Source organism: Dyella amyloliquefaciens (genome assembly GCF_004296575.1).
In the GTDB taxonomy this organism is placed as follows: domain Bacteria; phylum Pseudomonadota; class Gammaproteobacteria; order Xanthomonadales; family Rhodanobacteraceae; genus Dyella; species Dyella amyloliquefaciens.
In genome coordinates this window covers 274,019-285,877 of record NZ_SAYT01000005.1, presented here as the reverse complement: position 1 = coordinate 285,877, position 11,859 = coordinate 274,019, and the positions used below count along the sequence as shown (strand labels likewise).

General features: G+C 66.4%; 8 protein-coding genes. 2 read left to right on the top strand and 6 right to left on the bottom strand.

The genetic code is table 11. From position 1 onward, the window contains the following. Positions 1 to 66: 66 nt before the first annotated feature. Together EPB08_RS13125 and EPB08_RS13120 are read right to left on the bottom strand one after the other, a co-directional pair. Entirely contained in the window at positions 67 to 828 is a 762-nt protein-coding gene (locus EPB08_RS13125) for a class I SAM-dependent methyltransferase (protein WP_229238331.1), read from the bottom strand. A gap of 10 nt (positions 829 to 838) precedes the next feature. Beyond that, positions 839 to 1,348, bottom strand: a complete 510-nt coding sequence (locus EPB08_RS13120; protein WP_130619560.1) for an RDD family protein — start codon at positions 1,346 to 1,348, stop codon at positions 839 to 841. 64 nt (positions 1,349 to 1,412) lie between these two features. Here EPB08_RS13120 and xerD point away from each other — a divergent pair, with 64 nt between their 5' ends. Both xerD and EPB08_RS13110 read left to right on the top strand, forming a co-directional pair. Beyond that, the gene (gene xerD, locus EPB08_RS13115; protein WP_130619559.1) at positions 1,413 to 2,324 is read left to right on the top strand and encodes a site-specific tyrosine recombinase XerD; all 912 of its coding nucleotides are present in this window, start codon (positions 1,413 to 1,415) and stop codon (positions 2,322 to 2,324) included. Positions 2,325 to 2,432: 108 nt separating this feature from the next. Further along, the gene (locus EPB08_RS13110; protein ID WP_130619558.1) at positions 2,433 to 3,176 is read left to right on the top strand and encodes a DsbC family protein; all 744 of its coding nucleotides are present in this window, start codon (positions 2,433 to 2,435) and stop codon (positions 3,174 to 3,176) included. A gap of 1,456 nt (positions 3,177 to 4,632) precedes the next feature. On the opposite strand, the gene EPB08_RS13105 is transcribed toward EPB08_RS13110, so the two are convergent. The 4 genes from EPB08_RS13105 to purL form a co-directional block, all read right to left on the bottom strand. Next, positions 4,633 to 5,535 carry a DMT family transporter gene (locus EPB08_RS13105; RefSeq protein ID WP_130619557.1) on the bottom strand — a complete coding sequence of 301 codons (903 nt, stop codon included), beginning with the start codon at positions 5,533 to 5,535 and terminating at the stop codon, positions 4,633 to 4,635. Further along, positions 5,532 to 6,440 (bottom strand): glycosyltransferase family 2 protein, encoded by a 909-nt coding sequence (locus tag EPB08_RS13100; RefSeq protein WP_229238330.1) that lies wholly within the window; start codon positions 6,438 to 6,440, stop codon positions 5,532 to 5,534. Before EPB08_RS13100 ends, EPB08_RS13105 begins: the two co-directional genes overlap by 4 nt. 71 nt (positions 6,441 to 6,511) lie before the next feature. Continuing rightward, entirely contained in the window at positions 6,512 to 7,264 is a 753-nt protein-coding gene (locus EPB08_RS13095) for a hypothetical protein (RefSeq protein WP_229238329.1), read from the bottom strand. Between the two features lie 39 nt (positions 7,265 to 7,303). After that, positions 7,304 to 11,164 carry a phosphoribosylformylglycinamidine synthase gene (purL, locus tag EPB08_RS13090; RefSeq protein ID WP_130619556.1) on the bottom strand — a complete coding sequence of 1,287 codons (3,861 nt, stop codon included), beginning with the start codon at positions 11,162 to 11,164 and terminating at the stop codon, positions 7,304 to 7,306. Positions 11,165 to 11,859 lie beyond the last annotated feature (695 nt).

Below are 11,859 nucleotides of genomic sequence, written 5' to 3'. Positions count from 1 at the left end.
ATCTTAACCGGTTTGGGCAAGCCGTGCTGCGCCGCCGCATCGTCTCAGGCTTGCTGAATCAGCCGCTTACGTCCGGCGGCAGAGTAATACCAGTTCGTCCACGCCCTCGGTCGAACCCAGGCCGGATCGCCACTGCAGTGGTTTCTGCAGGCGCACGCCCAGCGGCATCAGCACATGGTTGTACCACCACAAGGCGCGCTCACGGTGGTGCGTGAGGTACCACTGGCCGAGGGCCAGCAGTCGCGAGGAGCTGGCTTGCATGCCATAGACCGCGCTCCGCTCGATGGTCCAGCCGTGAGCGGCCAGGCGACGCACCAGCGTGGTGGGTTCGTAGCGGCGGGCATGGCCCACGAAATCATCGAAATCGGTCCATGCGTCCATATGCAGCGGCACCGAAAGCAGCATGCGCGCGTCCGGAGCGGCGACGCGCGTAAGCTCCTGCAGTGCACGTTCGTCATCGGGCAGGTGTTCGAGGATGTCCAGGGCGCAGATCAGGTCGAATCCTGCGGTGGGACACGGCAACGAGCTCAGGGATCCGCGCAGTGCGGTGGCGCCGTGGGCACGCAAGCCCTTTGTGGCGGCAGGGCTCATGTCGACGAAATAGGTGCCGTCCAAAGGGAGGCGGGGACGCAACCCCGGTGCCACTTCCAGCCGACGCGGCAGCGCCATCGCGAGATCGCGAACGATCGGCCAGGTGTTGAAACGGCTGGGCTCGACCAGACGGGAGCCCGCCCACAGCGACTCGTAAAAATCTTCGTTGATACGGCGGACTTCTGCAGCGGTCCGTCGGGGAAGGGCGAGGCTGGGCATGCGCGCAGTGTGGCGCATGAGGCTGACGTCAACGTGAAGTTCGCGTGTGCAATTCCGTGCGCGCGATCACATCGTGGACAGCTCGGCGGCGCGAGTCGAACGCCGCCACGCCAAACCAGACCGCCCATGCGATGACCACCGCCCACAACGCACCGCGTGTACCGATCCACGGTGCGAGCCCGAGCAACAGCAGCGGCAGTGCTGCGGCGGCCAGCCGGATCAGCGCCTGTCCCAGCGTCAGGGGACCACCGTTGGCAGTGGTGACGCGGATACGCCAGGGGCGCATGCCGAGCGTCTGGCCGCCGCGCATCCAGGACGCAACGAAATAGCCCGATACCACCAGCGCCTGCAGTGGCTGGTACCACCAGGCGATCTGCGGGTGGCCTTCGGTGCTGATCAGGGTGCCCCCGGTGATCCGCTGGCAGACGTAACCCACCACCATCACGATCGCGACGACGGCAAGCAGGTCGTAGACCAGCGCGGTCAGGCGGCGCCACAGCGGACAGGTCGCGGGGTTGGAAGCGGTGATGGACGTCATCGAACGGGCTGCCGGTAGGAGGGATCGCTTGCACCCGACGTGGCCGGCGGCGAGCATCGCGTCCATGCATCAGGAATCACCAAGTATCGCCGAAGCGGACCGCATCAGCATCGATGCGTTCATCGAGCGCGTGTGGTCGGAGGATGGCCTGGCCGAGCGCACGCTCGAAGCCTACCGTCGCGACCTGGAGTCGCTCGCGCGCTGGCTGGGTACGCAAGGCCTCGCTCTGCACAGCGCTCGGCGCCAGCATCTGTCCGCCTACCATGGCAGCCAGCCGGTGGCGGTGCGCTCGCTGGCGCGGCGGCAGTCGGCTTTCCGCCGCTATTACGCCCATCTCGCGCGTATCGAACCGGGCTTCGACGATCCCACCTTGCTGATCGAGCGTCCCAAGACCCCCCGCAGCCTGCCCAAGGCGCTGGCCGAGCGCGAGATCGAGGGCCTGCTGGACGCACCGGATGTCACCACTACCCTGGGCCTGCGCGACCGCGCCATGCTGGAGTTGATGTACGCCTCGGGCTTGCGTGTCTCCGAGCTGGTGGAGCTGCCGCTGAGTGCGCTGAATCTGCGCCAGGGCGTGGTGCGCGTTACCGGCAAGGGCGGCAAGGACCGCCTGGTGCCGATCGGCGAGGTGGCCGCCGAGCGCATCGAGGCTTATCTGGCGACCGCGCGCCCGATCCTGGCCAAGGGGCGCCAGCCACGGGCCTTGTTCCTCAGCAATCGCGGCGAGGGCATGACGCGGCAGATGTTCTGGACCCTGGTGAAACGCCATGCCTCGACGGTCGGGATCGTGCCCAAGCGCATCTCGCCCCACGTGCTGCGCCACTCCTTCGCCACCCACCTGCTCAACCACGGCGCCGACCTGCGCGCCCTGCAGATGCTGCTGGGCCACAGCGCCCTCAGCACCACCCAGATCTACACGCTGGTGGCGAAGGAGGGCCTCAAGCGCCTGCACGCGCAGCACCATCCGCGCGGCTGAGACGCGCCGGGTGTGCCAATCCGCCAACAGCCCGGTTCATCCGGCTGTGCGAGAATGCAGCTTCCCTGTGTTTCCGCCCGCCGGAAATGCCGATTCATGAGGTAGACGATGTTCAAGCAATGGTTGCTGGCGTTGTGCGTCAGCGGTTTCGCGCTCAGCGCCTGTGCCGCTCCCGATGGCACCGCGGCCGGTCCCGAAAGCACCGTGCGCAAGGCCGTGCTGTCGTTCGCGCCGAAGGTGAATATTGATTCGGTGAGGCCGGCACCGTTCCCGGGCTTCTACGAGGTAATCGCCTCGGGCCAGTTGGTCTACGTGAGCAACGACGGCAAGTACATGTTGAACGGCGACGCGATCGACCTCGCCAACAAGCGCAACCTCGATGGTTGGGCCGACTTCCGCAAGGCCGAGCTGGCCAAGGTGCCGGAAGCCGATCGCATCGTGTTCTCGCCTGCCAAGCCGCGCTATCGCGTCACCGTGTTCACCGACGTCAATTGCGCCTACTGCCGCCAGCTGCATGAACACATTGCCGACTACAACAAGGCCGGCATCGCGATCGAGTACGTGGCGTGGCCGCGCGAGGGCGTGGTCGACGAGGCGGGCCGCACGACGAAGACCTACAACGAGATGGTGTCGGTGTGGTGCTCCGCCGATCGCAAGGCGGCCTTCACCGCAGCGAAGCTGGGCAAGGCGCCGAAGGCAACCAATTGCCCGAATCCGGTCAAGGACGAGTTCGAGTTGGGCGTGAAGCTTGGCGTGAACGGGACGCCTGCCGTGATTGGCGAAGACGGCACGATGCTGGGTGGCTACATGACGCCTGCGCAGATGCTGGAGAAGCTCAGCAAGGGGAGCTGAGGGCGCGGTTGCGCACGCCGAGAGCCCACGCCGAGAGCCCACGCTTCTTCCTCTCCTCCCACTGTAGGAGCGCACCCTGTGCGCGACCGCCTTTCGCCACCGCCTCTCCTATCCGTCATTCCCGCGAGGCGCTTATCAACAGCCGCAGGCTGGACAAGCGCGTAGCGCGCAGAACGCCCGTAGGGCGGCCCCGAAGGGGCGAGCGCAGCGAGGCATCCAGTGACTTTCGCTCTTCTGGGTACCGTCGTGACCGGGCTCGCCTGCCGCGGGCTTCCGCTGCCCTGCCGGGCAGCGGGTCACTTCTCTTTGCATGGCCAAAGAGAAGTAACCAAGAGAAAGGCCACCCCGATGCCGCGCCTTCCGGGCTATCGCCCGGAAGGTCCGCGGGCGGGTTACGGGGTTTGTCGACAGGGCCTCCTGCCCTGACGACAAACTGGCCGGCGTCCTGCCGGCCACCCTTCGGGCTGTTCCTCCACCCGCCCGCCGCGACATAGGGGAGGGGAGATCATGAGCCAAAGCGAAGAGCGGGCTTCTCTCTGTAGGAGCGCACCCAGTGCGCGACCGCCTTGCGCCCCGGTCGCAAAGGTCAAAAGCCAAAAGCAAAGGCCAAACTCAAAGCTGAGCCGAGGACAGTGTGAGTGCGCGACCCGCAAACAAACATCGGGCAGCACACACCAATGTTTTCCACAGCCCGTGTGGAAGCCCATGGGCGAAGCCTGTGGATAGGTGCCCTAACCGTTTGATGTCAAAGACAGCGAATACACACTGCTACTTCTTTGCCCATCACGATGTGCCGCGCAGCGGCACGAGCCTGTAAACCTCCCCTGTGTGGCGGTGAGGGGTGGACGAATAGGCCCCGCAGGGGTGCCCGACACGGATGTCGGGCACTTTTCGTCCGGGCAGGAGCCCGGTCGAAAAGCCCGGCCGCCCCTCACGGACTGGCTGGGCGCAGCCCTGCCAGCGCCATGCGGGGTGCCGTTCTCTTTGGTTACTTTCTCTTGGGCAAGCAAGAGAAAGTGACCCGGGCCGCGGCAGCGGTCCGGAAGCCCGCGGCAGGCGAGCCCGTCGGCGACAACGCCAGATCAAAGGCGAAAGTCACTGGACTCCTGCCTTCGCAGGAGTGACGGGTAGGTAGTATCGCGGCGAACGGGGATCGCGAGCGGCTCGGAAGCCCGCGGCAGGCGAACCCGCTGGCGACAACGCCAGATCCAAGGCGAAAGTCACTGGACTCCTGCCTTCGCAGGAGTGACGGGTAGGTAGTATCGCGGCGAACGGGGATCGCGAGTGGCTCGGAAGCCCGCGGCAGGCGAGCCCGTCGGCGACAATGTCAGATCAAAGACGAAAGTCACTGGACTCCTGCCTTAGCAGGAGTGACGGATAGGAAGGACCGTGGCGAAAGGCGGTCGCGCACTGGGTGCGCTCCTACAAGGGCGCCGGCCACGCAGCGCCAGGTTAACTACACCTCGTGATGCAAACCCTCTGCCTGCACCACGGCACTCCCACGCGGCACCAGCTCCACCAGATACATCGCCGCCAACACCAGCGAGCCGCCGATCACCATGCGCCAGGTGAGTGCATCGTGTCCGAAGGTCACGGCAAAGCCCGCCGCAAACACCGGCTCCATCGTCATCACGATGGCCGCGCGCGTCGATGACAGATGTGCCTGCGCCCATGTCTGCACCAGCATCGCACCCGCACCGGCAGCCAGCGCCATATACACCACCGCCGCCCACGCGCCGCCATCAGGCGGCAAGGTCGGACCGGTGGGCAGGGTGGCGAGCAGGCAGACGAATGCGATCACCAGCATCTGCACGGTGGACAGCGCAAACGCGCTGCCCGGTCGCGACCAGGCGCCCAGTCCCACGATATGCAGGCCGTATAGCGCAGCCGAGATGAGGGTCAACCACACGCCGTAGCCAACGCTGAAACCGTGCAAGGCGAGCAGGCCGAGGCCGCCCACCGACAGCAGCACGGCGATCCAGGTGATCGATGGCAAGCGCTGGCGCAACAGCACGGTGCCGAGCAACGGCGTAAACACCACATACATGCCCGTGACGAAACCGCTGATGCTTGCCGAGGTGTGTTCCAGGCCAGACGTCTGCAGCAACTGGGCGATGCCGTAGACGGCACCCAGTCCGATGCCCTGCAGCCACTCGCGACGACTGAGGCGCATCAAGTGACGATGAAACAGCAATGCCATCGCGACTGCGGCGATCACGAAACGCACGGCGAGGAAATCCGCCACCGGCATGCGCGCCACCAGATCCTTGATGAGGAAGAAGGTGGAACCCCAGATGGCGGTGACGCAGATCAGTCCGACGGTGGCGAGTGCGGCGGTGCGCTGCTCCGCTGCGCTCATGCGCCACTCCCGCGGGCGAGCCGGCGCTGCAGGAGTCGCAGCCATTGCCCGGGGATCTGCAGCAGGAAATGCGACCAGATGCCGAGCCATACCAGTGCCGACACCCACGGCTTGCGTGCTTCGGGGTCGAACTTGCGGAACCAGCGCCACATGCCGCGATGCTTGTGGCGACTGACGAACACGGGACGATGCCGGCTCGAGCTGCCCTTGCCGTGCAGCACGCGTACGTCGCCGGCGAGCATCACCTTGTAGCCGGCGTCGCGCACGCGACGGCACAGGTCCAGGTCTTCGCAGTGCAGGAAATAGTCTTCATCAAAGCCCGCGAGGTAGTCGAACAGGCGGCGCGTCAACAGCATCAGCGCGCCCGACACGGCTTCCGCTTCCACCAGTTCTCGTGGGATCGGGCCTTCGATGTTCACGCCTTCGCCGGGGCGGTTGAACATGGTGTTCAACGAACGCTTCAGCAGCGGATCGCGGCGATAAGAGGCCGGATCAGGCTGGCCGTTCTCATCGCAGACCACGGCGCCGACGAGGCCGACGCGCTGCTGCGTGGTGAGGACCTCGAGCATGCGAACCAGCGTCGCGTTGTCGATCAGGCAGTCGGGGTTGAGCACCAGCACGGATTTGCCATGCGCATGTGCGACACCACGATTCACCGCCGGTCCGAAGCCCAGGTTCGCATGGTTGTAAACCACGCGCAGGCGCGTGTCGCTTTCATGCGCGCGTGCGATGGCCTGCGGAATGCCGTCGGTCGAGGCATTGTCGACCAGGATCATTTCCAGCGGCAGTTCGCAGGCCAGCACGCGTCGCACACAGTCGCGCAGGGTCGGGCCGCTGTCGGCGGCGACCACGATCACGCTGAGCGGCAGCGCGGAGGATAGGGAGGAGGCGGTATCGATATTCACTACGACAAGTATGCTGGAGGCAGAGCGTGTTCTGAACGTGAAAGGGCAATCGGGCGTCTACACAAACCGGGTCAGTGCCGGCGTCCTCGTCCCAGCACCTCGTGCAGCGGGGTGGGAACCCCATCGGCACCACGTGCCAACCAAGGCTGCTCGCCATCCCAGCCGCTGAGCACCCAGCCGGCGAGCCGATGAACGTGGTCGTTGTGCCGGTCCCACAGGATGTCCCCGCGGTCGCCCGGCAGCCGGGCCGCGAACCAGTGATCGTTTGGCCCGAAGCAGTAGTGCGGGCTGGCGCGGTCGATCACGCGTCCCTGCGCGAACACATAGCGTCCGCGCCCGGTGCCACGCTGCTCGAACCGCACGGAGTCGCCCTCGGGATCCATGAATTCGCCAGCGGCTTCGTTCCAGCTGACCCGCGCCAGTTCGATGATATGGGCGGGCGGGCCGACCGGCGCCATTGCCAACTCACTCCATTCGGGCGTCACCGTTGCGCCAGGCTTGTGCGTGACGCGTCGATCCAGCAGCGATTCCATCAGCGCGATCAGCGAGTAGCCGGCCAGGGCGCCGAGCAGGGCCACACCCCAGGCGAGCAGGTCGCCACCCAGCGCTCGTTGCGCCGCGAACAGCAGACCGGGCAGGCCCCAGCGCAAGCCGCGGCGGCTGAGTTCGGCGTAGTGCTCGATGCGGTGATGGAACATCACCGCGCCCAATACCAGCAGCAGCCACAACGGCAAGCCCATCCACCATGGCAGCAGGGCCATCAGGCCCATCCACGCCAGCGCTGGCAGCAGGTGCACCCACCGGCGCGTCACGTGGGCAGCCACGTCAGGCCTGCAGCAGAGGCCTGGCGTGGCGATCCGGCATCAGCCGCACCACACCCGGGCGTTGCGGAACATGCGCATCCACGGCGAATCCTCGCCCCACTTCTCCGGATGCCAGCTCATCTGCACCGAACGGAACACGCGCTCCGGGTGCGGCATCATGATGGTCACGCGACCATCCGCGGCGGTGAAACCGGTGAGGCCGCCGGGCGAGCCGTTCGGGTTGAGCGGGTAGTCTTCGGTCGGCTTGCCGCGGTTGTCGACGTAGCGCAGTGCACTACCCGACTTCGACGGGCTGCAGCTATACGGGAAGCTCACGCGGCCTTCGCCGTGCGCCACCGCCACCGGAATGCGCGAGCCGGTCATGCCCTTGAAGAAGATGCTCGGCGAATCGAGCACTTCCAGCGTGGCCACGCGCGCTTCGTACTGCTCGGACGCATTGCGCAGGAACTTCGGCCAGTGCTGTGCGCCGGGGATGATGTCCTTCAACTGGCTCATCATCTGGCAGCCGTTGCACACGCCCAGCGCGAAACGCTGCGCATCGGCGAAAAACGCACTGAATTCGGCGCGCAGGTATTCGTTGTACAGGATGGACGTGGCCCAGCCACGACCCGCGCCCAGCACGTCGCCATACGAGAAGCCGCCGCACGCGGCGAGGCCGCGGAAGTCGGCGAGCTTGATACGGCCACTGGCGAGGTCGGACATATGGACGTCCACCGCGTCGAAGCCGGCGCGCGTGAACGCAGCCGCCATCTCCACCTGGCCGTTGACGCCCTGCTCGCGCAGCACGGCCACTCGCGGACGCGCACCCTTGGCGATGTACGGCGCGGCGATGTCGTCGGCCGGCTCGAAACTGAGCTTGGGGCTGATGCCCGGATCGGCATCGTCCAGGCGCCATTCGTTCTCGGCGTCGGCGCTGATCGGGTTGTCGCGCAGGCGCTGCATGGCGTGGCTGGTCTGGTTCCACGCTTCGAACAACGTGCGCCAGTTCCATTTGAACTGCGTTTCGCCGTTGTGGAACAGCTTGATGCCGAGCTTTTCCTTCGGACGGCCGATGCGATAGGCCATGCCGGTGAGCTCGTGCTTCACCAGCAGCGCCTCGAACGCTTCGCGGTTGGCCGTGGCCACCTGCACGACAGCGCCGAGTTCCTCGTTGAACAGGGCGCGCAGTGCGGCTTCCGCCCAGCCGTCGAGATGGATTTCCAGGCCGCAATGGCCGGCGAAGGCCATTTCCAGCAGTGTGACGATGACGCCGCCGTCGGAGCGGTCGTGATACGCCAGCAGCAGGCCGCCGGCATTCGCTTCCTGCACCAGGTTGAACAGCGACTTCAGGCGCTTGGCGTCATCCAGATCCGGCGGCACGCCGCCGCCGCGGTTGAACACCTGCGTGAGTGCGGAGCCGCCGAGGCGGTCGCGGCAGGCGCCGAGGTCGAGCAGCCACAGTTCCGAGTCGCCACGATCCAGGCGCAGCTGCGGCGTCAGCGTGCGGCGCACGTCGGTAACGCGGGCGAAACCGGTGATCACCAGCGACACCGGCGAAACGGTGCGCTGCGTGGTGTCGCCGTCCTTCCACACGGTCTGCATGGACAGCGAGTCCTTGCCGACCGGAATGGAGATGTCCAGCTCCGGGCACAGTTCCATGCCCACGGCCTTCACGGCGTCGAACAACGCGGCGTCTTCGCCCGGGTAGTTCACGGCCGCCATCCAGTTGGCCGACATGCGCACCTCGCTGAGCGAAGCGATCGGCGCCGCCGCCAGGTTGGTGATGGCTTCGCCCACCGCAAGGCGGGCCGCGTCGGCGCTGTTGAGCAGTGCCACCGGGGCGCGCTCGGCCATTGCCATCGCTTCGCCGGTATAGCCGTCAAAGTCGGTGATGGTGACGGCGGCATCGGCTACCGGCACCTGCCACGGGCCGACCATCGGATCGCGATGGTTGAGGCCGCCCACGGTGCGGTCACCGATGGTGATGAGGAAGCTCTTGCTGCCCACGGTGGGCAGGCGCAGCACGCGCAGCAGCGCCTCGTCCATGCTGATGCCGGTGAGGTCGGGCACCAGGTCGACGCGCGGCTTCAGGTGCTTGGCATCGCGATGCATGCGCGGCGCCTTGCCGAACAGCACGTCCATCGGCAGGTCGATCACCGTGGTGTCGGTGCGCGGATCGTGCACGATCAGGCGACGTTCCGAGGTTGCCTCGCCCACCACTGCATACGGACAACGCTCGCGCGCGCAGTAGCCCTCGAATTCCTCGAGGTCGGCAGCGCCGATGGCGAGCACGTAACGTTCCTGAGACTCGTTGCTCCAGATCTGCATCGGCGACAGCGACGGGTCGTCGCACGGCACCCTGGCGAGATCGATGCGGCCACCGACACCCGCGTCGTTGAGTAGTTCGGGAATCGCGTTGGACAGACCGCCCGCACCCACGTCGTGCACGCTGACGATCGGATTCTTGTCGCCACGTGCCCAGCAGCTGTCGATCACCTGCTGCGCGCGACGCTCCATCTCGGCGTTGTCGCGCTGCACGGAGGCGAAGTCGAGCTCCTGGCTCGAGGTGCCCGAGGCGACCGACGAGGCGGCGCCGCCGCCCAGGCCGATCAGCATCGCCGGGCCGCCCAGCACGATCACCTTGTTTCCGGGCTGCACGTCGCGCTTCTGCACGTGGCCCGCGCGCATGTTGGCGAGGCCGCCGGCGATCATGATCGGCTTGTCGTAGCCGCGGCGCACGCCGGCTTCGCCGGTCTCGTGCTCGTAGGTACGGAAATAACCGCCCAGGGCAGGGCGGCCGAATTCGTTGTTGAACGCGGCGGCGCCCAGCGGGCCGTCACGCATGATCTCGAACGCCGTCGCCATGTGCGGCGGCAACGGACGATCCACTTCCCACGGACGCGGCAGGCCCGGAATGCGCAGGTCGGACACCGAGAAACCGGTGAGGCCGGCCTTCGGCTTCGCGCCACGGCCGGTTGCGCCTTCGTCGCGGATCTCGCCGCCGGCGCCGGTGGCGGCGCCCGGCCACGGAGCAATGGCGGTGGGATGGTTGTGCGTCTCCACCTTGATCGCGTACTCGACGCGTTCCGGGTGCGCGCGCCACACGCCGTCCTGATCGGCGAAGAAGCGGTTGCCCTCGTAGCCTTCGACCACCGCCGCGTTGTCCTTGTAGGCGGACAGCGTGTGGGCAGGCGAATGCTGGTGGGTGTTCTTGATCATCGCGAACAGGCTCTTGGGCTGTTCTTCACCGTCCAGCGTCCAGCTGGCGTTGAACACCTTGTGGCGGCAATGCTCGGAGTTGGCCTGCGCGAACATGAAGAGTTCGGCGTCGGTCGGGTCGCGGCCCAGCTCGGCGTAGCGGTCCGCGAGGTATTCGATTTCGTCGTCGGCCAGCGCCAGGCCCAGTTCCTTGTTGGCCTTGTCCAGCGCCGCCTTGGCGTCGCCGCCCAGCTCGATGTAGACCAGCGGACCGGGCTGGCCGCCGAGGAACAGGTGTGTCGCCTCGTCGAGGTTGGTGAGCACCGACTGCGTCATCGCATCGTGCAGCACGTTCATCACGGCGTCGTACTGCGGCTGGTCGGCCGCCGGCAGGCCGGCCACCTGCCAGGCCACGCCACGCTCCACGCGGCGCACGTCGAAGCCGGCGCCATGCAGGATGTCGGTGGCCTTGCTCGACCACGGCGAGATGGTGCCCAGTCGCGGCACCACCCACAGCGAGGCGCGCTCTGGCGCACTGTCCTTGGCCTCGAGCACCTCGAGCAGGCGACGATGCTGCTCACCTTCCGGCGTGCGGTCGGCGTCGATGAAATAGATGAACCACGAAGACTGCACGCGCGTGCCACGGTGAATGGCTTCGAGGCGGGCGTTCAGGCGTTCGAGACGAAAAGGGGAGAGGGCGCTCTGCCCGTCGAGTGCGATCATGCGGGGAACGGGGGCTATGCGAAAACGCGCATTGTACCTCAAGGAGGGTGAGGGTTTCTGCGGCGCAGCAAGAGGGGTAGAAGTGGCCCAAGGATGCGCCGGATGGCTGGCGTGGCTTTCTAAGCGTTTGTTTCTTGGATTCTTTTTGGCTTTTTTGCCGCCAGGAAAAACGACAGGTTCGAAGTTTCCGGGCGTTGACCTGATCGGGAGGCCGCTGTGCCGTGGCCATCGGGACTGAGGCAAGGTTGGCCCCTCACCCCAGCCCTCTCTCCCACACGGACTACCTTCGGGTCGCCCGCAGGGGAGAGGGAGCGAAGCGGGCTCCGCTTTCAGTCCTCAGCGCATTGACGCGTTGCGGTGTAGCCGCTGGCTAGCGGCGGAGGCGGTCGCAATCCGGGCTCCGGAAACTTCAGGCTTGTATCCAACGTATCGCTATGAGCCCTGGCTCTAAAGGCCATTTTCTTTGGGTTACTTTTCTTTGACTCCGGGCATTCGCCCTCCGCCCTTCGGGCCGGCTTCGCCGTTCGCACGCAAAGAGCGCGTGCGTGGGCCAGCAAAAGAAAAGTGACTCGAGCGCCGGCAGGGGATCGAAACGCCCGCCGCGTAGGCGGCAAGCTGGCGGTAGGGCATGGATCAGCGCCGAGGCTATACCCCTCTTGCTTACATCCGGGCCAAGGGGCAAGAACCGCACCCTC

What these genes read in the sequence shown, in the direction of transcription:
- EPB08_RS13125 (WP_229238331.1), bottom strand. Translation starts at nt 828, where the DNA reads ATGCGCCACACTGCGCGCATGCCCAGCCTCGCCCTTCCCCGACGGACC.
- EPB08_RS13120 (WP_130619560.1), bottom strand. Translation starts at nt 1,348, where the DNA reads ATGACGTCCATCACCGCTTCCAACCCCGCGACCTGTCCGCTGTGGCGC.
- xerD (WP_130619559.1), top strand. Translation starts at nt 1,413, where the DNA reads ATGCATCAGGAATCACCAAGTATCGCCGAAGCGGACCGCATCAGCATC.
- EPB08_RS13110 (WP_130619558.1), top strand. Translation starts at nt 2,433, where the DNA reads ATGTTCAAGCAATGGTTGCTGGCGTTGTGCGTCAGCGGTTTCGCGCTC.
- EPB08_RS13105 (WP_130619557.1), bottom strand. Translation starts at nt 5,535, where the DNA reads ATGAGCGCAGCGGAGCAGCGCACCGCCGCACTCGCCACCGTCGGACTG.
- purL (WP_130619556.1), bottom strand. Translation starts at nt 11,164, where the DNA reads ATGATCGCACTCGACGGGCAGAGCGCCCTCTCCCCTTTTCGTCTCGAA.